General features: G+C 62.5%; 16 protein-coding genes and 1 tRNA gene. 2 read left to right on the forward strand and 15 right to left on the reverse strand.

Going from position 1 to position 24,009, the window contains the following annotated elements; genetic code table 11:
- Nucleotides 1-64: 64 nt before the first annotated feature.
- The 9 genes from OCA5_RS09800 to OCA5_RS09840 all read right to left on the reverse strand — a co-directional run bounded on the left by OCA5_RS09800 (nucleotide 65) and on the right by OCA5_RS09840 (nucleotide 11,024).
- Nucleotides 65-138 (reverse strand) — tRNA-Cys (locus tag OCA5_RS09800).
- Nucleotides 139-306: 168 nt separating this feature from the next.
- Nucleotides 307-1,419, reverse strand: coding sequence for a globin-coupled sensor protein (locus tag OCA5_RS09805; protein ID WP_013913123.1), 1,113 nt, complete (start codon nucleotides 1,417-1,419; stop codon nucleotides 307-309).
- Between the two features lie 305 nt (nucleotides 1,420-1,724).
- Entirely contained in the window at nucleotides 1,725-3,344 is a 1,620-nt protein-coding gene (locus OCA5_RS09810) for an ABC transporter ATP-binding protein (RefSeq protein WP_012563223.1), read from the reverse strand.
- A complete protein-coding gene (locus OCA5_RS09815) occupies nucleotides 3,337-4,218 on the reverse strand; it encodes an ABC transporter permease (protein ID WP_013913124.1) in 882 nt (293 codons plus the stop codon). The genes OCA5_RS09810 and OCA5_RS09815 overlap by 8 nt, the downstream gene beginning before the upstream one ends.
- A gap of 7 nt (nucleotides 4,219-4,225) precedes the next feature.
- The gene (locus tag OCA5_RS09820; protein ID WP_012563221.1) at nucleotides 4,226-5,143 is read right to left on the reverse strand and encodes an ABC transporter permease; all 918 of its coding nucleotides are present in this window, start codon (nucleotides 5,141-5,143) and stop codon (nucleotides 4,226-4,228) included.
- Nucleotides 5,144-5,209: 66 nt separating this feature from the next.
- Entirely contained in the window at nucleotides 5,210-6,727 is a 1,518-nt protein-coding gene (locus OCA5_RS09825; RefSeq protein ID WP_012563220.1) for an ABC transporter substrate-binding protein, read from the reverse strand.
- Between the two features lie 45 nt (nucleotides 6,728-6,772).
- A complete protein-coding gene (gene ilvD / locus OCA5_RS09830; RefSeq protein WP_012563219.1) occupies nucleotides 6,773-8,449 on the reverse strand; it encodes a dihydroxy-acid dehydratase in 1,677 nt (558 codons plus the stop codon).
- Between the two features lie 17 nt (nucleotides 8,450-8,466).
- Nucleotides 8,467-9,807: an FAD-dependent oxidoreductase gene (locus OCA5_RS09835; protein WP_013913126.1), complete on the reverse strand. Its 1,341-nt coding sequence runs from the start codon at nucleotides 9,805-9,807 to the stop codon at nucleotides 8,467-8,469.
- On the reverse strand, nucleotides 9,807-11,024 hold the full coding sequence (locus OCA5_RS09840; RefSeq protein WP_012563217.1) for a CaiB/BaiF CoA transferase family protein: 1,218 nt from the start codon (nucleotides 11,022-11,024) through the stop codon (nucleotides 9,807-9,809). Before OCA5_RS09840 ends, OCA5_RS09835 begins: the two co-directional genes overlap by 1 nt.
- Nucleotides 11,025-11,422: 398 nt before the next feature.
- Between OCA5_RS09840 and OCA5_RS09845 the strand changes: the two genes are divergently transcribed.
- The gene (locus OCA5_RS09845; RefSeq protein WP_013913127.1) at nucleotides 11,423-12,409 is read left to right on the forward strand and encodes a LysR family transcriptional regulator; all 987 of its coding nucleotides are present in this window, start codon (nucleotides 11,423-11,425) and stop codon (nucleotides 12,407-12,409) included.
- Here OCA5_RS09845 and OCA5_RS09850 read toward each other — a convergent pair.
- From OCA5_RS09850 to OCA5_RS09860, 3 genes are all read right to left on the reverse strand, one after another.
- Nucleotides 12,344-13,495 (reverse strand): CaiB/BaiF CoA transferase family protein, encoded by a 1,152-nt coding sequence (locus tag OCA5_RS09850; protein ID WP_012563214.1) that lies wholly within the window; start codon nucleotides 13,493-13,495, stop codon nucleotides 12,344-12,346. The two genes, OCA5_RS09845 and OCA5_RS09850, sit on opposite strands and share 66 nt — an antisense overlap.
- Nucleotides 13,492-14,679: an acyl-CoA dehydrogenase family protein gene (locus OCA5_RS09855; RefSeq protein ID WP_012563213.1), complete on the reverse strand. Its 1,188-nt coding sequence runs from the start codon at nucleotides 14,677-14,679 to the stop codon at nucleotides 13,492-13,494. Before OCA5_RS09855 ends, OCA5_RS09850 begins: the two co-directional genes overlap by 4 nt.
- Nucleotides 14,680-14,752: 73 nt before the next feature.
- A complete protein-coding gene (locus tag OCA5_RS09860; protein WP_340622490.1) occupies nucleotides 14,753-15,970 on the reverse strand; it encodes a CaiB/BaiF CoA transferase family protein in 1,218 nt (405 codons plus the stop codon).
- Nucleotides 15,971-16,134: 164 nt separating this feature from the next.
- Here OCA5_RS09860 and OCA5_RS09865 point away from each other — a divergent pair, with 164 nt between their 5' ends.
- A complete protein-coding gene (locus tag OCA5_RS09865) occupies nucleotides 16,135-16,884 on the forward strand; it encodes an enoyl-CoA hydratase/isomerase family protein (protein ID WP_012563211.1) in 750 nt (249 codons plus the stop codon).
- 113 nt (nucleotides 16,885-16,997) lie between these two features.
- On the opposite strand, the gene OCA5_RS09870 is transcribed toward OCA5_RS09865, so the two are convergent.
- The 3 genes from OCA5_RS09870 to OCA5_RS09880 are packed head-to-tail and all read right to left on the reverse strand — an operon-like array spanning nucleotide 16,998 to nucleotide 24,002.
- Nucleotides 16,998-17,735 carry a tRNA-uridine aminocarboxypropyltransferase gene (locus OCA5_RS09870; protein ID WP_012563210.1) on the reverse strand — a complete coding sequence of 246 codons (738 nt, stop codon included), beginning with the start codon at nucleotides 17,733-17,735 and terminating at the stop codon, nucleotides 16,998-17,000.
- 9 nt (nucleotides 17,736-17,744) lie between these two features.
- A complete protein-coding gene (locus tag OCA5_RS09875) occupies nucleotides 17,745-20,852 on the reverse strand; it encodes an efflux RND transporter permease subunit (protein ID WP_012563209.1) in 3,108 nt (1,035 codons plus the stop codon).
- On the reverse strand, nucleotides 20,853-24,002 hold the full coding sequence (locus tag OCA5_RS09880) for an efflux RND transporter permease subunit (protein WP_012563208.1): 3,150 nt from the start codon (nucleotides 24,000-24,002) through the stop codon (nucleotides 20,853-20,855).
- Between the last annotated feature and the right edge of the window lie 7 nt (nucleotides 24,003-24,009).

A 24,009-nucleotide genomic window follows, 5' to 3' on the forward strand; every position in this document is an offset into this window, starting at 1 on the left:
CGCCCAATGACATCGCCAACCGGCGAGATTCTGTGCCGGAATGGAACCCCTGAAAGGGAAGGATTGGAGGCCACGACCAGAATTGAACTGGTGTACACGGTTTTGCAGACCGTTGCGTAACCACTCCGCCACGTGGCCCCAAGGGCTGTTTCTCTAAACAAGCCCAAGACTTATTGCAAATGACTTATTGTAGGCGGCCCATTTGCAACGGCCGATTCGCCCATGCGGGTGAGAATGCCGCACATAGCCGACGGCCGACACGCCTGCCGCAGTTGATGGATTTCCGAAATCCGCCTTAGCCCCGCGTCATGCGGTGTTGATGGCCTTGAAGCGGCCACGCAGCTCGCGGGCACTCTCGGAGACCACAGCCAGGTTGTTCGAGATTTCGCCAACGGCCGCACACTGGGTCTCAAGCGACGCCTGCTCCTCGGCGACGCCGCTGTCGATGGCGAGGACCAACTTTTCGGATTCATCAACATTGGCCTGCGCCGCGACGATGGCCGCACGGATTTCGCCGGCTTGCACCGCGACCTTCTGCGCCGCCTCCTCCGCCTCATTGGCAAGCGCCTTCACCTCGCTCGCCACCACGTTGAAGCCGCGTCCGTACTCGCCGCTGCGCCCCGCTTCGATGGCGGCATTCAGCGCGAGCAGCTTGGTTTTGCGCGAGACGTCGCTGATGACTTTGACGAAATTCTCGATATGGCGGGTAATCTGCCCAAGCTCATTGAGGCTTGTCGCGAGGTTGCCGATGCTCGACACCGTGTCCTGACAGCGCTGGATGTTGCCCTTGTTGAGGTCGGCAAAACTCTTGATCGTGCCGTCGAGTTCGGCGGCGGCTCCAGCCATCGACCCAAGCTCCTTCGCCACTTCGCGCTCAAACGCCTCGAGCAACGGCTCGGACACCTGCTTGTACATCGTCACGGCCGCTGCGGTGTCGTAGGCCGAGATCGCCTGCGCCAGATCGATGAAGAACATGCGCACGATCGCGGCGAGCGCATCCTTCACCTTCGCCGTCTCTTCGGATTCGGCGATGTAGTGATCGACGGCGACCGCAAGAAGCTTCTCCAGCAGGACGGCAGAGCTCGCCACATGCAGATCGTTGGTGAGGAGGCATTTTTCATGCACGACGCCGATCTGGCGCGCGGTCTTCATGAACGTCTCGTCCGGTGTGCCATCGAAGAATCTTTGCCAATGGCGAAACTGCACGTCGTTGAGGTGCGCAATGAAGCCGTTGAGATCGTATTTCTCCCGCTTGCAGGTCTCGTCGATCATGTCCCGGAAGGCCGGCACATCGAGCACGCGTTCATAGAACGCGCCGATGATGGCTTCCTGGCTTTTGGTCAAATCGGCCTTCAACGCGCGCAAGCTGGCCGTATCGGCTGGCTGGAAACCAACAAGAGCAGCAATATCAACTGGCATTTCCCACACCGTATTTTTTTGATTCGTCGTGAGCATGATCGTGAGTCGGGATGCAGCGGACTGATCTGAATCAAAAACGGACATACATCGTACCGCGATATCGCTGTCCGATCGTCGCACCGTTAATGTCGCATGAACGATACGGCGGCACCGCGCGATTCGCAGGCGCCATCCCTCGCGATCGCTGTTGGACAGGTTTGCGTTACGCGCATCCTGATTAAACGAAAGACGCCGGCGAATGAATGCAATCGCCGGCGTCTTGTCGTTCGATGTCGAAGTGCAGTGCGGAATAGAGCCGCTTGATCTCAGGCAGTCATCAGCTGCGCACGACGCTGCTTTTGCAAAGCGGGATCGGGGACCGGACTCGAATCGACCAACCTGCGCGTGTAGGGATGCGACGGGTTCGCGAAAACAGTCTCGGAATCGCCCTCTTCCACCACCTCGCCGTTCTTCATCACCACCACGCGGTCGGCAAATTTGCGAACAAGCGTGAGGTCGTGAGCGATGAACAAATAGGACAGCTTCAGCTTTGTCCGCAATTCGGCGAGCAGCGCGATCACCTGCGCCTGGATCGTCATGTCGAGCGCGGAGACCGCCTCGTCGCACACGATCAACTCCGGGTCGAGTGCGAGCGCACGCGCGATGGCGATGCGCTGGCGCTGGCCGCCCGAGAACTCGTTGGGATACTTGACCAGATCGGCGCGCGAAAGGCCGACCATTTCGAGCAATTCGGCCGCACGCTCGGCGCGCTTCGCCTTCGGCATGACATCGGGATGCAGCTCCCACGGTTCGGAGAGAATGGCGAGCACAGTCATGCGCGGGTTGAGCGAACTATACGGGTCCTGAAACACCGCCTGCACCGAACGGTTGTAATCCTTCAACTCGCCCTTGCCGAGCTTGCGGATATCCTTGCCGTAGAACTCCACCGAGCCGTTGCTGATATCGCGCAAGCCCAGAACCGCGCCTGCAAGCGAGGACTTGCCGGAGCCGGATTCGCCCACGACGCCGACGATCTCGCCTTTTCCGACACTCAGATTGACGTTCTTGACCGCGCGGAACGGACCGTAGCTGATGTCGAGGTTACTCACCTTGAGAAGCGGGTCCGGCGCGACCGGCTTTGCCGAGCGATATTCCTCCGAGCGATCGGCCAGAAGCTGGCGCGTATAGGGATGCTGCGGGGCGGCAAAGACACCTGCCGTGGTGCCGCGCTCGACGATCTCCCCCTTCTTCATCACCAGCACGCGGTCAGCGATGTCGGCCGCGACACCGAGATCATGGGTGATCATCATCAGCGACATGCCCGTTTCGGCCCGCAGATCGCGCAGCAGTTCGAGGATCTGCGCCTGCACGGTAACGTCAAGCGCCGTGGTGGGTTCGTCCGCGATCAGAAGATCGGGCGCGAACGCCATCGCCATGGCGATCATGATGCGCTGGCGCTGGCCGCCAGAAAACTGGTGCGGATATTGAAGCACCCGGCTCTGCGGGTCGGGAATATCGACGCGCTTGAGGAGTTCAAGCGTCCGCGCATCAGCATCGGCCTTCGACATGCCGTGGATGCGACACACCTCGGAAATCTGCCAGCCGATCGGATAGACAGGATTAAGGTGAATCAGCGGGTCCTGAAACACCATGGCGAGGCGGCGGCCGTAAAGCTTGCGTCGCTTCTCGATCGGCATCGTCAGCAGGTCTTCGCCGTTGAAGCGGATGCTGCCTTTGGTGATGCGACCCGGCGGGCAATCGAGCAGCCCGAGAACGGCATTGGCGGTAACGCTCTTGCCCGACCCGCTTTCCCCGATCACCGCCACGGATTCGTTGCGACCAATCGAGAAGCTGATATCGCGCACAGCCTTGAACCAGCCGTTCTCGGTTGCGAAATCGATGGTGAGATTCTCGACCTCGAGCAGTGGTTTCGATTCATCACGCATTGATAACCGCCTTCGTCTTGAGGCTCGCGCGCAACGCCGGATCGTTGGCGACGCGGAACCATCCCGCAAGAAGATTGGCGCACAGCGCCGTAATCATGATGGCGAGGCCCGGCCAGAATGCGAGCCACCACGCGATGTTGAGATAGCTGCGGCCCTCCGCGACCATCAGGCCCCAGGTGATCGCGGGCGGCTGCACGCCCATGCCGAGGAACGAGAGCGCGGACTCGGCCAGCATCAGATAGGCGAAGTCGAGCGCCCCAATCACGAGAAGCGTCGGCAGCACGAGCGGCGCGATGTGGCGGATCGCAAGGTGCATGCGCCCTGCTCCCATCACCCGCGCGGCCGAGACGAACGCCCGCTCCCGGATTTCAAGTGCCTCCGCACGCGCGGTACGCACATAGACCGGCAGGCGGGTGATCGCGAGCACGATCACGATATTGATGGGATCGGGGCCGAGAACGTAAAGAACGATCAGCGCCATCAGGAGCGACGGGAAGCTCATGACGATATCCATCGCGCGCATGATGATCTGTCCGAGCGCGCCGCGGCTCAAGCCCGCAACAAGCCCGATGCAACCGCCAACCAGCATCGAGGCGAGCAGCGATCCGGCTGCGATGCCGATCGTGTTGCGCGACGCCACGATGATGCGGGCGAGGATGCTGCGCCCGAGCGAATCCGAACCGAGCACATAGAGCCAGCCGGATTCGAGGTGGAACGGATGCGCATTGCGTGCGCGCAGATTGATCGAAACCGCAGCCTTGCCGAGTAGCTCGGGGCCAACCAGCGCGACCAGACAGATGAACACCATGTAGATGGCGGCGGCTAAAGCGAGCTTGTCCTGAAGGAGAAGCTTGAACATGCCTCGTGCTTTCATGATGACCTCAGCTCGTCCGGACCCGCGGATCGATCCGCGTGTAGGCAAAATCGATCAGGATGTTCATCACAAAGATCGCGAAGGCGGTCAGCAGGATGCAGGCCTGCACCACGGCGAAGTCGCGCTGCTTGATGGCGCTGATCATCAGATTGCCGATGCCCGGCCAGCCGAACACCGTCTCGACCACGACGGCACCGTTGATGAGCGCGGCGGCCTGATCGCCGGCGACGGTGACGACCGTCAGCAGCGAGTTACGCAACGCATGCAGGAAAATGATGCGGCGGCTGCCGGCTCCCTTCGCACGCGCCGTCTTGACGTAGGGCGAGGCGAGCGCACCGATCATCGAGGCGCGCACCACCTGCGTCATCAGCCCGAGCGGCCGGATCAGGAGAACGCCGACAGGCAAGATCCAATGCCAGATCGATCCCATGCCCGACGTCGGCAGCAGGCCTAGCGAGACGGCGAAGACGAGGATCGCAACGATCGCCACCCAGAAGTCGGGCGCGCTCGCGCTGGTGATCGTGATCATGCTGGCGACGCGGTCGAACACCCCGCCCGGCCGGAACGCCGACAGCGAACCGATCAGGATGGAGAAGAACATCGCGAGAATCATGGTGACGAAAGCAAGCCTCAGCGTCACCGGAAACGCGTTGAGAGCGGCGTCCATTGCCGGACGGCCCTGGAAAATCGATTCTCCGAAGTCAAAGTGCAGCATGTCGTAGATGTAGCGACCGAACTGCACATACATGGGCGCATTGAACCCATGGCGCTCTGCGAAGGCGATGCGCTGATCCATCGGCGCGTCCATCGGCAGAAACAGGTTGGTCGGATCGCCTGTCATGCGTGCCAGGAAAAACACCAGCACCAGCAGAAAGAGAAAGGCGAGCAGACTTTGTCCGCCGCGGCGCAGAATATAACCCGTCATGAGGACCCCTTCCTCCAGACACGGGTGCGGCCTTGGAGGCCGCACCCGCTCCCTTAAACCCCGGACTTACTTGAACCCGATGAGGCTCAACTGAAGTTCGGAATTGGTGGCGATCGACGGACGGAAGTCCAGTCTCTTGTTCACACGGGTGAAGCCAACCATGTGGAACAGCGAGACATCCGGAACGTCCACTTCGTGAATCCGCTTGAAAGCTTCCTGATACAGCTTCGTGCGCTTTTCACCCGTCGACTTTCCGGCCTCGTCGATCAGCTTGTCGAGTTCGGGATCGTTGATCGTCGATTGACCGCCCTGCGAGTGGTACTTCACATAGATGGTGAACACCGCGTCGCCATTATTGTTGTCGTGCTGTTCCTGGAACAGGGTCGGCTGACGATTATCCGCGAAAGGCTTGAACAGAAGCTTGTACCATTCGGCTGCTTCCGTCATCCTCAGCTTCACCTTCAGACCCACCGCCTCGTACATCGCCTGCAGCGCCTGCACCGATTCCTCGGAGTTGGGGTAAAGGTTGTAGCGGCCAACCAGCACGATCTCGCGATCGATCGGCGTGCCGGCAGCCTTGGCTTCCTTCAGGAGGGCCTTCGCCTTGGCCGGATCGTAAGGATACGGCTTGAGGTCGGGGTTATGACCGTTGATGCCGGGCACAACGTGCTGGGTCGAGGCGATCACCTGCTTGCTGAAGATGGTGCCCTTCATGCCCTCGCGGTCGGTCGCGTAGTTGAGCGCAAGCCGGACCCGCACGTCGTTGAGTGGCGGGATGGCCGCATCGATACGCAAACGTGAGGTCTCCGAGTTCAGGAAGCTGAAATCCATCGACGGATCGGTCGCATCCTGCACGGCGACGTTCGGCGAGATATCCGCCTCGCCGGAGGCAACCATGGCTGCGCGCACGGCCGACTCCGAGCGCCAGATATAGGTCGCCTTCGTCACCTTCGGCTTGGATCCCCAATAATCATTGGTGCGCTCAAGCACGATCTGTTGGCCTGGCACCCACTGGGCAAGCTTATAGGGGCCGGTGCCGATCGGCTCGCGTGTGATCTTGCCCATCGGCGTTGCGGTCGACATAGCGACGACCGTACCCATCAGCGTCGGCAGAATCGGCTGCGGGGTCTTGGTCTTGAACTCGATCTCGTAATCGTTGATCGGCGTCGCCGTGATGTCGATGCCGCCGAAATACTTGACGCGGATCTCGCAATCGATCGCCTTGTCGAGAGTCCGCTCCACCGAATACTTCACGGCGGCGGCGTTGAACGGCGTGCCGTCGTGGAACTTGACACCCTGACGCAGCTTGAATCGCCATGTCAGATCATCCACCTGCTTCCACTCGGTTGCAAGACGCGGCGTGATCTTACCGTTTTCAGGGCTGATCTCGGTCAGAGTCTCGACCACGTTCTGCTTGATGACCTTGCCGACTTGAGATTTCGACGATTGGCAAGGGTCAAGCTGGTCAGGCTGGGTTTCGAGCACGATCGTAACGTCGGTCGGCGCGCTCCAGGCCTGAGACGATAGAACAGACGGCGTCATGATGACGGCCGCCCCCAAACATAGCTTCAAAAGTTTTCTCATTCATTCCTCCACAGACCTTTTATATTTTTATTCGACGGCGGTTGGTCAGTCCGGCGTCAGTGTTGCTCCTTTGTAGATTGGCTTTGCGAGCCGCTGGAAAACCGACAGCCAGCCGCGCTCGCCGGCGGGCGGCGGGCTCACAAGCTTGTCCTGTCTTTTCGTGAGAACGGCTTCATCCACCAGAAGCGAGATGGAGCGCGCGGCAACATCGATTTCGATCATGTCGCCGTCCTCGACGAGCGCGAGCGGCCCGCCCTCGAAAGCTTCCGGCGCCACCTGATTGACGGCGATGCCGCGATTCAATCCGGAAAGCTGGCCATCCGTCACCACGGCAACCGTCTCACCAAATCCCGCGCCGTTCAGCGCTGCGACAAACCACGAGGCCGACGCAAGGCCGGGGCCGCCGCGCGGCCCGAGGTAACGCAGCACGACAACGTCGCCGGCCTTGATCGTGCCGCCGAGACCGTCGATTGCAGCCTCTTGCGAATTGAAGGTTCGGGCCGGGCCGCGGAAGCTGAGCTTGTGCCCTTCCGCAGTGCCAAGCTTGAGAAGCGAGCCGTCAGGTGCGAGGGAACCGCGCAGCGTCACCAGTGCGGGCGTGCGCGACACCGGATCGTCGAGCGTCCGGATGATACCGTCCGGCACCTCGTAATTGGCAAGCTCCTCGCCCCAACTTTTTCCCGTCACCGTCAGCGCGTCACGATGGATCAGGCTTTCGATCCGCTTCATCACGGCGCGACCGCCGCCGGAACGCTCGAGATCTTCAACCCGCGCGTTGCCATTTGGCCGCACGGCGCAGAGAAGCGGGACCTTCGGACCAAGCGTATCGACGAGCGCATAGAGATCGACGTCGACCTGTGCTTCGTCTGCAACGGCCTGCAAGTGCCGTACGCAGTTCGCCGAACCACTGAGTGCGAGCACCAGCGCCGCCGCGTTCGTAAACGACTCTGCCGTCATGATCTTGCGTGGTGTGAGCCCCTCGCCGACCATCTCGACGATGCGGCGAGCGGCCTTGTCGATCTGCTGCAGCATCGCAGGGCTATTGGCCCGTACCGGCGCACTGCCAGGCAGCGCCAGGCCAAGCGCCTCGCACACAAGGTGCATCGAGTTCGCCGTGCCGAGGCCCGCGCAGACACCGGGACCGGCAATCGCATGATCCGCCATGCCGCTCAGATCGGACAGCGCCAGTTCGCCGGTCACGACCTTACCGACATTTTCAAACACATCCTCGATATCGATCTCGGTGCCGCCGTAGCTGCCGTGCCCCTGATAGCCGCCGAGGATGAAGATTGTCGGAATGTCGAGCCGCCCAGCCGCCATCAACTGGCCCGGCGTGGTCTTGTCGCAGGAGGCAAGGCACACCATGCCATCCAGCATCGGCCCTTCAACGGACACTTCGATATCACTCGCGATCAGATCACGGCTCGGCAGGATATAGCGCGCGCCCTTGGCCGCGCCGTGAATGAAGTCACTCGGTGCGGTGGTGCGGATTTCAAAAGGAATGCCGCCGTTGTCGCGGATCGCGGCCTTGAGCCGGTCGCTCACGCCGTCGAGATGGCTGAAACAGATCGACAGCTCGGACGACGTGTTGACGATCGCGATCTTCGGCTTTTCCATATCCGCGTCGGAGAGCCCCAACGCCTTCCACTGCGCGCGCCGCACCGCCCACGCCGTGGTGCCCGGCTTGAAGTTGCTGCGCAGACGAATGTTCTCCCGGGACATTATTATTGTCTTTCTTCTTATGCGTTGGCGGTTTCCGGCATCGGCGCCAGGTTGACGCCGCCAGCCTTCAATGCCGCTTGCAATGATTTGATATCGACCGAAGCCATGTCGCCGCTTCCGGCCATCACGGCCGCAAGGCCGGCAGCCTGTCCGGTCGAGAAACAGTTTGCGGTGACGCGAATGGCGGCTTGCGCATCGTGGGTCGACGACAGACAGCGGCCCGCGACCAGAAGATTACGCACCCCCATCGGCAGCAGCGCGCGATACGGAATATGATTGTAGCCGCCGGGGCTGAGCCAGACCCAGCGCGTGGAACGACCGCCGCCGTGATCCTCGATCGGCCAGCAATTCGCAGCAATGGCATCGTCGAACTTCCGCTCCTTGAGCACATCGTCCGAGGTGAGAACGTGCGGGCCGACGATGCGGCGGGTCTCGCGGATGCCGAGTTCGGCGCCGGTATCGAGAATATAGGCGTTGGCGTAGCCCGGAACGTAACGGCGGAATACTTCAAGATAGAGCCGTGCCTGGCGACGCCCCTCGCGCTCGGCTTCGCTCAACTCAATCGGATCGAACGTATCGGGCGTGTGGCCGTCAACCTTCACCTTGGTGATGTTGAGGTGAACGATACCATCGCGCACCGAATAGATCCCGCCTGCCGTGCGCGGCAGATCGTAGCCGTCCGTCACCGCCTGTTCGAGCAACCGGTGCATTTCATCGCGCGGTACCTTCATCGCAACGGTGGTATCGACACCACCCATGCGGAACATGGCGGTTGGAAACTGCAGCGACGCCCGATCGTATTCGGTGGCGACGCCGGCCATGGCCGCGAGTTCGCCGTCGCCGGTGCAATCGATGAACGCATTGGCACGGATGGCAAACAACCCGCCCCGACCGCGCACGATGACGTGGCGGATACGTCCATCCTCGACACCTGCTTCAACGAGCCGCGCCTGATAGAGCACCGTGAGGCGCTCCGTCTCGGCGAGATCGTCGAGCACGGATTTCATGATGAAGAGGTCGTAGGGCAGCGACGCCGTCTGCAGCCACGGCAACGCGCCGCGGATGCCGCCCGCGCGATCGAGCCTGTCCCGCACCTCTTCGGCAAAGCCGTGCACCATCTGCACCGGCTCGCCGTCGATCAAAGAGTAAAGCCCGCAAATGCCGCCGAGCGATGTCGACGTCATCGTGCCGCCGAGGAAACCATTGCGCTCGAGCAACACGACGGATGCGCCCGCCCTTGCCGCACACACCGCGGCAGCAACGCCCGCAGCGCCGCCGCCCGCCACCACGACGTCTACCTCGCGAAGCACGTCGACTTCGCGCGCAGAACGGGCAACGGTGTCGTGGCGGACCGGCATCACACCACCCCCTTGTCGTGCAGGGCGGCAATCTTCGCCTCGGAGTAGCCGAGATCGTTGCCGAGCACTTCATTGGTGTGCTCGCCCAGCATCGGCGGCGCGCGGCGAACGCCGAGATCAACACCGGACATCCGGATCGGCGACCGCAAGAGCCGCACGGGCTTTTCCCCCGTCGCGGAGTGTTTAACTTCGGCGAGCACGCCACGTGCTTTCACCTGCGGATCCTCAAACACCTCGGGGATCGAATGGATCGGGCCGCACGGCACCTGCTCCTGCCGGCACATGTGGAGCCAATACGCCGAGGTGCGCTGGGTAAAGGCCGCGCCGATCTCGGTGATGAGTTCCTTGCGGTGCTTGAGGCGCAGCGTGTTGGAAGCGAAGCGCGGGTCGAGCCGCAGGTCCGGCCGCTCAATCAGGCTGCAGAGGCGGAAGAACTGCGCGTCGTTGCCGACGCCGAGATTAACGTGACCATCTGCCGTGGCGAAGGTCTGATACGGCACGATGTTGGGATGCGCGTTGCCGAAGCGTTTCGGCTCCAGACCATCGACCAGAAAATTCGAGACCTGATTGTAAAGCCACGCCACCTGGCAATCGAGCAGCGAGATATCGATCCGGCGGCCAATGCCTTCTTTCTCCCGCTCGCGCAGCGCGGCGAGAATCGAGACGGTCGCATACATACCCGACATGATGTCGGCGATCGGCACCGCGACCTTCATCGGCTCGCCATCCGGCTCACCGGTGATGCTCATCAAGCCGCCCATGCCTTGAATGATGAAATCGTAACCGGGCTGCGGCGCATACGGACCGGTCTGCCCGTATCCCGTGATCGAGCAATAAACGAGCGAGGGCGCGCGCGCGTGCACCTGCTCCCATCCGAATCCGCGCTTATCGAGATCGCCGACCTTGAAGTTCTCGACCAGCACGTCGCTCTTCTCGATCAGATCGTAGAGGATCGCCTTGCCGTCGTCGGTCGTGATGTCGACCGTCACCGAGCGCTTGTTGCGATTGATGGACAGGAAGTACGCGCTCTCGCGGGTCGGCTCACCATTCTCGTCAGTCAGGAATGGCGGGCCCCAGCTTCGCGTATCGTCGCCCGCACCCGGCCGCTCGATCTTGATAACGTCGGCACCGAGGTCGCCGAGAATCTGCGTGCAGCTCGGCCCCGCAAGAATGCGCGAAAGATCGAGAACCCTGACGCCTTCGAGCGGCCGCTTCATGCATGTGCTCCAGATGACCGGTGAAGCGCTCTGGTATGCACGATACCAGAGCGGCCTATCGTTCCGCGCGCGAGAGCGAGCGAGCGCATATCGCAACCAATTTGGTCGTGCGCGCACCTGTCAGTGATATGTGAAACGATTAATTGGCCGCACGTGAAAACGTTGCGGCAGATCAAGCGAAGCACAGCATCGCACAAAGCGATCGATAAGCCCGCATAGAACGCTATGTCGCGCCGTGCCACTTGAAGTTCCTCCGCGTGATGAGCCGATACATCGGACCGCTAACACGAGACGCTACTTAACTGACCGTTCAGGGATACTTCCAAGGCGATGCTTGACTGACAAACGACTAATACTTATCGTTCGATTGAGTTTTTGTTGCGTGAGGGCCTTATCACGTGGACCCGCGACTGCCACCTTTGAATGCGTTGCGTACATTCGTGACCGCCGCTCGCGTTGGCAGTTTCAACGACGCCGCGGCGGAGTTGTTCGTCACGCCTGCCGCCGTCAGCCGCAGCATCAAGTCGCTCGAGGATCACCTCGGCTGCGCACTGTTTCATCGCTCGCATCGCCAGATTACACTGACCAAGGACGGGCAGTATTATCTCGCGCATCTCGGCAATGTTTTCGATCAGATCGCGCTGGCAACGCAAAACCTCGCGGCGCAGCGCGCGCATCGTCCGCTCGTCGTCTGCGCCTATCCGACTTTCATCATCGACTGGTTGATTCCGCGCTGGTCAAAATTCGCGCGTGAGTCTGCCGGCCTCGAACTCAAGTTTGTGACAACGCATACGCACGATATAGATTTCGAGAAATCGGGAATTGATGCCGCGATTTTGAGTGATCGTCTCGAATACGCGCCGCGCATGAGCGAAAAACTGTTTATGGCGAATCTGGTCCCAGTGTGCAGCCCGAACTATCTGCCCGCCACCACGCTTGCCTCCGATGACGATGAGTGGGGCCACAGCCTGCTCCACTCCGAAACACGCCCGAACGACTGGCGGCGCTGGGCGGAAGCGAACGGCAATATGCGGATCGATCCATTCCGCGGCCAGCGCTTTGAAAGCTCGAAGCTGATGTATGAAGCGGCGATCGCGGGCGGCGGCATTGCCATCGGCCTGGAGGAACTGCTGCAGCGTGAGTTCAGCGCGGGCAGCCTCACCATCGCCTTTCCGGACAGCAAGCCTGCGTCCTGCCCGTTCCATCTGATCCGGCCGGCCTCGACCGAGATGCACCCGTTCTTCCAGCCGTTCCGCGAATGGCTGTTGAGCGAAGTGAACACCAAGCGCGAGCCGGTGAAGGCCGCAGCGCTGCAGCCTTCAGGGATAAACGATCGTCCCGGCTTCCCGCAGAGCGCTGCACTCGGCCTCAGTCAGCCAGCCTGACAAGGCATCCGCATCGCGCGCGGGTGCAGGCGGCGCGGGCCGATCCGGCACGGTCCGGCTGAAGCGCGGCGCCGGCGCAGCCTGACGATAGCCCGCGACATCGACATACGAGCCGCGCGCCGTCATGTGTGGATCGGTAAAAGATTCTTGGAGTGACAACACCGGCGTCACGCAGGCATCGGTTCCGGCAAACAGGTATGCCCATTCGTCGCGCGGGCGTGTGAGAAATATCGCCCGCAGCCGCTCGCGCCCTTCCGGCCATCGCGCCTGATCGTCCTGGGCTGGCATCTCGGCCACGCTGAGGCCGAGCTTTTCCAGAAACTGCGCGTGAAACCGCTTCTCGATGGGGCCGACCGCGACATAACCGCCATCGGCGCATTGGTAGGCGTCGTAGAAGTAGGCGCCGGAATCCAGAATGTTGGTGCCGCGCTCCTGCGAGGACACGCCGCAAGCCATCAGGCCGTTGATCGAGGTGAGCATCGCGGCGACGCCATCGACGATCGCGGCATCGACCACCTGCCCCTTGCCCGACTGCCGCGCCTCGAGAATACCGGCCAGCAGGCCGAGCGCGAGAAACAGCGCACCGCCGCCAAAGTCACCAATTAAGTTGAGCGGCACCGGCGGCGCTTCGCCCTTGCGGCCCATGGCATGAAGCGCGCCCGTGAGGGCGATATAATTCAGATCGTGACCCGCGGTCTTCGCAAGCGGCCCACTTTGTCCCCAGCCGGTGATGCGGCCGTAGACCAGTTTTGGATTGGCGGCGAGGCAGGGTTCGGGCCCAAGCCCAAGCCGCTCCATCACACCCGGCCGGAATCCTTCGATCAGGCCATCCGCCTCGCGGATGAGACGCAAGACAAGCGCGACACCTTCAGGCTTCTTGAGATCGAGCTTGATGGTAGTGCGCCCACGCATGATGAAGTTGGTCTCGAGCGGCCGCTCGATGCCGATGTCCGCACGTTCCGGCCGCTCGATGCGCAGCACGTCGGCGCCGAGGTCGGCGAGCAGCATGCCGCACATCGGCCCTGGGCCGATGGCCGGCATCTCGATGAACTTCACACCGGCGAGCGGCCCCGTGCGCTTGCTCATGCCGCGGCCGACCGCGGCTTGGTCTTGCGGCCCGCCGCACCAAGAAACGCCGGGATCTCGGTCAACTCGCGCCCGATGATGAGCTGGTTGATCTGCGTGGTGCCGTCCGGAATGGTAAGCATCCGCGCATTGCGGAAGTGGCGCTCAACCGGAAACTCGCGCGTCACCCCACAGGCGCCATGAACCTGAATCGCACGGGAGGCGACCCGTACCGCGGCCTCGGAGGCATAGACCTTCGCCATCGAGGTCGGCAGGTCGCAGCGCCCGCCTGCATCAAGCGCCGCAAGCGCCTTGTAGGTGAGAAGCTGCATCGCCTCGGTCTCACAGGCCATATCGGCCAGCAATTGCTGCACGAGCTGATGGGTCGCGATCGGCACACCGAACTGGTCGCGCTCGGTCGCATAGCGGATTGCATCGTCGAGTGCGGCGCGCGCAATGCCCGAGCTGATGACCGCCACCCAGGCGCGGGCGCGCTCAAACCCCGACATCGCCTCCGACAGTCCCGACGTGCCATCACCCAAACGGAATTCGTCGCCGATATAGACATTGTCGAGCGTGATCGAGCCGAACGACCAGCCGTTGAGGCCAAGCTTTTCCAGCTCTCCGGATTCGAACTTGTGAACGGAGCGATCGAGAATGAAGATTCCGAACTCGTTCTCGCCGGTGCGGGCGAGCACGGTCGAGATATCGGCAACCGTCGCGTTGGAGATGAACATCTTTTCGCCGCTGAGCCGCCAGCCCTCGCCGTCGCGCACTGCTCTCGTCCGCAACTGCCGGACGTTGGAGCCGGTGCCAGGCTCCGTCACCGCGCCGCAGCCGATGATGCGGCCCTCGGCCATGCCCGGCAGATAGCGAGCCTTCTGCTCCGCCGTGCCGCGGCGATAGATTTTCATCGCGGCACCTTCGCTGACATAGGCAAGGCCAGCAACGTCCGGCGCAAGCCGCGCCAGTTCGCCGTAGAGCATTCCGCTCGTCATATAACTCAAGCCCATGCCGCCGCCATCTTCGGGCAGCCAACCCGCGCCGATGCCATACGGATTGAGAATGCTCATAAGCTGATGCGCGAGTTCAGGCGAGAACGCCTTGTCGCACTTGCCCTTGGTCAGCGGCAGCACTTCGGCTTCGACGCAGCGCTTGAGGCTTTCGACAGCCATCTTGTCTTCTTCTGCGATTGCAAAATCCATGATTCTTGTCCGTTGAGGCGTTTCGTGAAATGAAAAGCCCGTCTCCGCGCAGGAGGCAGGCAAGCGGCTTGCGTCAGGATCGGACCGCGTGCGCGGCCTTGCGGGGCTCGCTGTTGCCGAGCCAGTCCTCGATCACGCTTTCCGCGCCCTCATTGAGGAGCGGTGGCGCACGCCAGCCTTCTGCGACGTCGAAACCGGAATATTTCACTGCCGGGCCGATCGTCGGCACTGAACCGTATTGCGGGTGATCGAGCGACAGCAGCATCTTGCGATGCAGAAGCTGCGGGTGGCTGAACACCTGCGCGACGTTGTTCACCGGTGCATTCGGCACGGTCGCCTTATCGAGCAGTGCGATGATCTCGGCGTTGGTGTATTTCGCAATTTCCTCATCGAGAATGCGATACATCTCATCACGGTTCTCGACGCGCACAGCAAGCGTGGCGAAACGCGGGTCGGTGATGAGATCCTCACGGCCGATGGCGCGGACGAACGGCTCGTACACCGTCTGGTAGCCGGCGCCGATCACCACCTCGCCGTCACGGGTTGAAAACACCTTGTAGGGCACGATCTGCGAATGCTCGGAGCCCCACTTCTCGCGCACCTTACCGGCAATCAGATACTCCATCGCCGCATCGACGAGGAAGCTCACCTGAGATTCCATCAGGCTTGTCTCGACACGCTGGCCGCGCCCGGTCTCCTTGCGCTGCAACAGAGCCGTGACGATGCCGCTATACGCGTAAAGGCCGGTGACGAGATCGAACACCGAAGTGCCCTGCTTGATCGACTTCCCATTCTTCTCGCCGCTGATGCTCATGAAGCCGAATTCGGCCTGAACGGTAATGTCGAACCCGCCGCGATCGCCCTGCGGACCATCCGGCCCGAGTGCGGAGAGAGATGCGTAGATCACGCCGGGGTTTGCAGCGGAAACCCGCTCGTAATCGATGCCGAGGCGTTTCAGCACCGGCGGACGGAAGTTCTCGACGACAACGTCAGCGCGCGAGGCAAGCTGAAACAGAAGATCGCGGCCTTCTTCGGTCTTGGCATCGAGCACGAGCGAGCGCTTGTTGCGGTTGCCGGCAAAGAAGGTCATGCCGTTCTCCGCCTTGAACGGAGGCCCCTGACGGCGGGTCTGGTCGCCACCGCCGGGCGATTCGACCTTCACGACATCGGCGCCGTGATCACCAAGAAGCATCGTACAAAACGGTCCGGCGAAGAACCGGGTCAAGTCCAGAACCTTCAAACCTGCCAAAGGTTTCATCATCGTCCTCCAGCACCGCACCTCGACGGCCATGCTGAACCGGAGATCGGGCTGCAACAGATTTTCAGTCGCAAGCCGGAGCGGCAAACAACAAAAAATCCGTGTTGGTTGAGTTTTTGTAGTTCGTACGCAACAGCGTTCCGCCGTTACCGTCGGCGCGTCACGCTCACCATTTTCAGCAATGCGGAACTAGCGGAATGTCCTCGTCCCTCGCCGTCGCCGATATCGGCCCCGTCACGCATCTCAAGCTCAACCGCCCGAAGGTTCTCAACGCACTCGATGACGCGACGTTTGATGTGTTCCTTGCCGAGATCGCCCGAGTCGAACAAAGCGGAACACAAGGCGCGATCGTGATTTCCGGCGAAGGTGCGAAAGCCTTCTGTGCCGGTGCCGACCTCGACACCGTGAAGAAGCTCACCGGCGCGGAGAAGCGACGCTTCGTCGAAAAAGCATGGTCGACGCTCGACCGGCTTGCGCGATCGCCGATCCCGTCTGTCGTTGCCCTGCACGGCTATGTGCTGGGCGGCGGATTCGAACTCGCGCTCGCCTGCGACATCCGCATCGCCAGCACCGGGACAGTTTTTGGTTTACCGGAAATCGCGCTCGGCGGCGTGCCCGCTTTCGGCGCGATCCAGCGCCTGCCGAAGTTGATCGGTCAGGGTCGCGCAGCCGAGTTGATGCTGAGCGGTCGCCGTTTTGATGCAAGTGAGGCGCTGACGATGGGTGCGATCACGAAAGTCACGGAAGCCGACGCGCTGTTATCCGATGCGCTGGCGATTGCTACGCAACTCGCGGAGCGGCCGCGCGAAGCGGTCCGCTACCTCAAGCTCGCGTTGGCCCACGAGATCGATGGGCATCTTGCATCGAGCTTGCACGGGCTCATCTCGGATACCTGCCACAGGGATCCCGCCTATCAGGCACAGATCGGCCGTTTCGCGCGCGGGTGAAACGACACTAATTCTCCGAGCGTCATTGCCGGGCTTGACCCGGCAATCCATCTTTCTTGTAGGATGAATGTGCGGATCAAGTCCGCGCGTGACCGTCTCGTAAGACGGAAACTCTACGATTTCCGTCGCACCGGCTTGCGTCCACGCCGCCAGTCGCGCTTCGGCCGCGGTTTCGGCAGAAATTCCGGGTGAGCCTTCACCGCCTCGCGGTAGGTCGTGAGCATCCGGTCGAACGCGCCGAACAACGCGTCCGCAATTTCCGGCCGCTTTTCGAGATGCGTCAGGAGAAGCCCCGTGGCCTCGATGGTCGACAGACCATCGCGGCGTGGCTCGCGGCGCAGTTTTCCGTAAAGCGACAATTGTTGCGGCCCGAGGATGACGCGCTGACACTTCAGCATCCACGCGTTGCGCCACCACAGCGCCTTCGCCTGGCTCCATGTGCCATCGAGCACGATCACGCCTTCGATCCCTCGCAGCACGGCCGTTTGCGACGGCTCCAGATCGCCCTTGCGATCGATCGCGACGACGTCGCGATCCGTCACGAGATCGGCCACCTTGGCGGAGCCAAGATAGAGTACTGCCCAGTGTGCAGGATCGACCTCGCGCCCCAGCGCCTTCGACAGGCTCGGCCACGACAGGCCGATCTTCAACGTTGCCTTCGACAGCATCCGCGCGGTGAGGCGTGCGGTGCCGAGAAGCCGGTCCTGCTCCTGCGGGTGTTGCAGAATCAAAACGTCGATGCGGTTCTCGACCGGATCGACGCCGTTGCAGATGCAAAACGGCTCCGGCTTGCCGCAGTCCGGGCATTCAGGAACGGCGTCCAGTTGCGATGGCAGAATTGTGTCCGGCATTGTGCGCCCCTATTCCGCCGGAACGGCGCCCGGCCCCAGCCGGGACTCGCCGCGTATCCAGAGTCGCGCCCGATCGATCAGCAGATAGATCACCGGCGTCGTGTAAAGCGTGAGGATCTGCGACACGATCAGGCCGCCGATGATGGTGACGCCGAGCGGCCGGCGCAACTCGGTGCCGGGACCGGTCGCAAGCACGAGCGGCACCGCCGCGAGCAAGGCCGCCATCGTCGTCATGATGATCGGGCGGAATCGCGCGAGGCTCGCGGCAAAGATCGCCTCCTCCGAATTCATGCCGTGCTGCCGCTCGCCTTCAAGCGCGAAGTCCACGATCATGATGCCGTTCTTCTTGACGATACCGATAAGCAAAATGATGCCGACGAAGGCGATCACCGTCAGCGGCAATCCGGTTACGAGTAGAGCAAGCAGTGCGCCGAGGCCCGCGGGCGGCAGCGTCGAGATGATCGTCAGCGGATGCGCGAGGCTCTCGTAGAGCACGCCCAGCACGATATAAACCGCAACCAGCGCGCCGAGGATGAGCAGCGGCTGGCGGCTCGCCGCCTTCTGGCTGTCGGCCGCGTTGCCCTCGAACGTGCCGCGAATACCCTCCGGCATGTGCAACTCGGCGACAGCGCGCCGGATGTTTTCCGTCGCGGTCTCAAGCGGCACGTCGGGCAGCGTGTTGAACGAGATCGTCGTCGAGGGGAACGATGCCGAATGCCGCACCGCGAGCGGCGCAAGCCCACGGCTCATATGCACCAGCGTGGACAGCGGCACCTGCGTGTTGTTGGCACCCGCGACATAGATATGCGCGAGGCTGGCTGGATCGCCCTGAAACTGCGGGGCGACTTCAAGAATGATCTGGTACTGGTTGCGCTGGGTGTAGACGTAGGAAATCTGCCGCTGCGCAAAAGCGTTGTTCAGCGCGTTATCGATATCCTGAATATCGGCGCCGACGCTCGCCGCCATCTTGCGATCAATCTTAAGATTCAACTGCAGTCCGCCGGGATCAGAGTCACTCGAAATGTCGGTGATGCCCTCAACCGTCTCCATCCGCTTCGCAACCAGCGGACCCCATTTTCGCAGCAGGTCGAGGTCGGCACTTGCCAGCGTGTACTGGTAATTGGAATCGCTCTGCCGGCCGCCCGCGCGAATGTCCTGCGCCGCCACCATGAACAGCCGGATGCCCGGAATTTTTCCGAGCTCGCGCCGCAGCCGGTCGATCACCAGCGCGGTACTGACGCCGCCGCGTTCCTCCGGCGGCTTCAGCGCGATAAACATCGTGCCGCGGTTGGAGCCACCCAGGAATGAACTTCCGCCGAGCGAAGAACCGATGGTGGCGACGGCGGGGTCGGCCATCACGATATCGGCCACGCGCTGCTGCAGCGGCAGCATCGCCTGAAACGAAATATCCGCCGAGGCACGCGTCGAACCGAAGATAAAGCCGCTGTCGTCGGTCGGGAAATAGCCCTTCGGCAGCTTGGCGTATAGCACCACGGTGAGCGCGATGCTCGTGAAGAAGACAAGGATCGTCAGGATCGGCATCTTCAGGACGGCACGCAGGCTGCGTTCATAGAACCGCAGCACGCGCGACAGCACGCCCTCGACCAGCCGATCGAAGCGGTTCTCCTTCTCGTTATGCGCGTGTTTGATGTACTGCGCGCAAATCATAGGCGTCACGGTCAACGACACAACCGTCGAAACCGCGATGGCGAACACGAGCGTCAGCGAGAACTCGCGCAGCAGCCTCCCGACGATGCCTTCCATGAAGATCAGCGGCGTGAACGCTGCAATCAATGACAGGCTGATTGACAGCACCGTGAATCCGATCTGCTTGGCGCCCTCCAGCGCCGCGCGCGCGGGCGTCATGCCCTGCTCCAGATTGCGGTGCATGTTCTCGATCATGACGATGGCATCGTCGACGACGAAGCCGATCGAGATCGCGAGCGCCATCAGCGACAGGTTGTCGATGGAAAACCCGGCCGCCCACATGCCCGCGCAGGTGCCGGCCAGCGCCAGCGGCACGGACACACCGGCGGCGATGGTCGGCACGCCGCGCCGCAGGAATATGAACACGACCGCCATCACCAGAAGCGCGGTCGCGCCGAGCGTCCACTGCATGTCCTCGACACTGGCGCGAATCGTGCCGGTGCGGTCCGTCAGCGTCGAAACCTCGACGCCTGCCGGAATCCACTGCTTGAGCTGGGGCAGCAGGTCCTTGATCCGGTCCACGGTGTCGATGACGTTGGCATCGCTCTGCTTGGTGATCTGCAGCAGCACCGCGGGCTGCTTGTTGAACCAGGCGATGGAGCGGCTGGAACGCGTCGCATCGATCACGGTTGCGACGTCCGAGAGGCGGATGAAATTACCGTTCGAGGCCTTGATGACGATGTTCTTCAGTTCCGCAGCCGTACGCATCTGCGGATTGAGGCCGAGCGTTTCGCCCTGACGGCCGCCGTCGAACATGCCGATCGGGCCGAAGGCGTTGGCGCCGACGATGGCGGCGCGCACCTGCTCGGTGGAAATCCCCGCATTGGCGAGCAGCATCGGATTCATCTGCACCCGGATCGCGGGCTGATCGGCACCGCTCACCGTCACCTCGCCCACGCCCGGCACCTGCGCGATCCGCTGCGCGATCACGGTATCGGCGATATCGTAGATCGCGCTTGGCGACATTGTTTTCGACGTCAGCGCGATAATGAAGACCGGTGTCGCCGCTGTGTTCGCCTTGCGCACGTTCGGCAGTGACGGCAGGTCGCTCGGCAGATCAGCAAGCGACGCATTGATCGCCGCCTGCACGTCGCGCGCCGCCTTGTCGATGCTGCGGCCGATGGCGAACTGCATCTGGATACTCGTCGAACCGAGCGAACTCGACGACGTGATCTGATCGACGCCCGCAATCTCGCCGAGCCTGCGTTCCAGCGGCGCCGCCACGGTCGCCGCCATCACCGACGGATCGGCTCCGGGCCGCGAGGCCGAGATTCGGATCATCGGAAAATCGACGTTCGGGATGCTCGCAACCGGCAGGTTCACATAGGCGACGGCGCCCACCAGAAACAGGCCGATCGCCAGCAGCGTGGTGCCGACCGGCCTGCGAATGAAGGGCTCGGAGATCGACATCTACTGCATGCCCTCCGTCGCGCCCGCAACCGGAGGCGACGGGTATTGCCCGGCGAGCGGCACAGCGCTTTCCAGCCGACGATTGATGCGGTCGAGCGCGAGATAGATCACCGGCGTGGTGTAAAGGGTGAGGATCTGGCTGACGATCAGGCCGCCAACAATCGACACGCCGAGCGGAAAGCGCAGCTCCGATCCGGTGCCAGTCTCGAGCGCCAGCGGCAACGCGCCGAACAGCGCAGCGAGCGTCGTCATCATGATCGGACGGAAGCGCAACAGGCACGCCTTGACGATGGCATCGTAGGCGGACAGCCCCTCATGGCGCTCCGCCTCCAGCGCGAAGTCGATCATCATGATCGCGTTTTTCTTGACGATACCCATCAAGAGAATGATGCCGATCAGGCCGATGACCGAGAGGTCCTGTCCGCACAGCATCAGCGCGAGGATCGCGCCCACGCCGGCCGAGGGCAGCGTCGAGAGAATGGTGATCGGGTGGATGTAGCTCTCATAGAGCACGCCGAGCACGATATAGATCGTGACGATGGCGGCGATGATGAGCCACGGCTGCCCGGCGAGCGAACGGGCGAATTCGGCCGCGTCGCCGGAATAAAGCCCGGTGATGTTGCCCGGCATACCGATCTGCTTCTCGATTCTGTGCAGGGCATCAACCGCGTCACCCAGCGCCTCGCCGGGCGCGAGGTTGAAGCTCAGCGACACGGCCGGAAACTGCGCCTGATGCGAGATCGCAAGCGGCGCGGTGGTCCGCGTCAGCGTCGCGACTGCGGAGATCGGCACTTGCGCGGTGCCGCCGCCGGTGGCGTTCGCCGCGCCCGGCACATAAAGCTTCGAGAGGATGTTCGGGTCGCGCTGGTCCTCGGGCTTTGCTTCCAGCACCACGCGATACTGGTTGGCCTGGCCGTAGATGGTGGAAATCTGCCGCTGGCTGAAGGCGTCGTTCAACGTGTCGTTGACCGCCTGCAGCGACACGCCGAGCTGGCCCGCGCGCTGGCGGTCGACGCTAAGCGCGGCGCGCAGGCCGCCCTCCTGCGCCTCGGATGAGACATCGCGGAAGATCCGATTACGCTGCATCTCGCGCACCAGCGCATTCGACCACTTCACCACCTCGCCACGGTCGGTGCCGGTCAGCGTGTATTGATACTGCGAGCGGCTCGACTTGGTGCTGATCTGAATGTCCTGCACCGGCTGGAAATAGACCGAAATGCCCGGCACAGCGGCGACACGCTGCTTCAGCCGTGCGATCACGCCGGTGACATCGGCCTTGCGCTCGCTTCGCGGCGTGAGATTGATGGTGATACGCCCGACATTCGGCGTGGGGTTGACCGCGCCGGCACCGATGCTCGACACGAGGCCCGTGACATCGGGGTCGGACTGGATTGCGTTCGACACCGCTGTCTGGCGCACTTGCATCTCGGCAAAGGAAACGTCCTGCCCGGCTTCCGTCACCGCGACGATGGAGGCGGTGTCCTGCAGTGGCAGGAATCCTTTCGGCGCGATCACATAGAGCGCGGTGGTCGCGATCACCGTGAGGAACACCACGAACAGCGTCAGTCGCTGATGCGCGAGCACGACGAGCAGCGTGCGGTGATAGAATTCGATGGAGCGATCGATGAAGTCGCTGACCGCGCGCAGGCCCGGCACTTCCCATTCCTCGCCGTGGCGCTTCAAGAGTCGCGAGCACATCATCGGCGTCAGCGTCAGCGAGACCACGGCCGAGGTGATGACCGCGATCGTCAGCGTCAGTGCGAATTCGCGGAACATGCGCCCGACAAGGCCGGACATGAAGAGCAGCGGAATGAACACCGCGATCAGCGACACGGTGAGCGAAATCACGGTGAAGCCGATCTCGCGTGCGCCGCGCAGCGCGCCCTCCATCGCCGTTTCGCCGTTCTCCATGTGACGGACGATGTTCTCGATCATCACGATGGCATCGTCGACCACGAAGCCGGTGCCGACGGTCAGCGCCATCAGCGAGAGGTTATCTAGGCTGAAGCCCGCGAACCACATCACGCCGAAGCTTGTGATCAGCGATAGCGGCAGCGCGACGCCCGCGATGATCGTGGCGCGGATCGACCGCAGGAACAGCAACACCACCAGCGTTACCAGAATGACGCTCAGCACCAGCGTGAACTGCACGTCGTGCACCGAGGCGCGGATCGTCACCGTGCGGTCGCTGACGATGGTGAGGGTGACGCCCGCCGGGATCGCCTGCTGCAGCTTGGGGATTTCCTTGCGGATCTGCTCGACGACGTCGATGACGTTGGCGCCGGGCTGGCGCTGGATATCGATGATGACGGCAGGCTTGTTCTTGTACCAGCCGCCGGTCTTGTCGTTCTCGAGCCCGTCAACGAGCTCGGACACATCGCCCACCGTCACCGGCGCATTGTTGCGATAGGCGATGATGACGTCCTTGTAGGCTTCGGCGCCAATCAACTGGTCATTGGCGGCGATGGTGTAGGCCTGCTGCTTGCCGTCGAGCGAGCCCTTCGGTCCGGAGACGTTTGCCCCGGCAATCGCCGCGCGCAGATCCTCCATGCCGATGCCGTAGGCGGCAAGGCGCGCGAGGTCGGCCTGCACCCGCACCGCGGGCTTGAGACCGCCCAGCACCGAGACGCGACCAACGCCGGTGATCTGCGCCAGCCGCTGCGCCATCAGCGAGTCAGCGAGGTCGCTCATCGCGCGCACCGAAATGGTGTCGGAGGTGAGCGCGAGCGTCATCACCGGCGCATCGGCCGGGTTCACCTTGGCGTAGGTCGGCGGGTACGGCAGGTTCTTCGGCAGCACGCCGGCGGCGGCGTTGATTGCGGCCTGCACGTCCTGCGTCGCGCCGTCGATGTCGCGGTTGAGATCGAACTGCAGCGAAATCTGGCTGACACCGAACGAACTCGTCGATGTCATCGACGACAGCGACGGGATTTGCCCGAGTTGGCGCTCGAGCGGCGCGGTGAGGAGCGAGGCTGCCACGTCCGGGCTTGCGCCGGGTAGCCGCGTCGTTACCTGCACGGTCGGGAAATCGACCTGCGGCAGCGACGACACCGGCATCCACCAATAGCCGAGCGCACCGCCGATCAAGAGCGCGAGCCCCAGGAGCGAGGTGGCAATCGGTCTGCGGATGAATGGTTCGGAAACGCTCATGCGCGCC

It is taken from the genome of Afipia carboxidovorans OM5, assembly GCF_000218565.1.
GTDB lineage: Bacteria > Pseudomonadota > Alphaproteobacteria > Rhizobiales > Xanthobacteraceae > Afipia > Afipia carboxidovorans.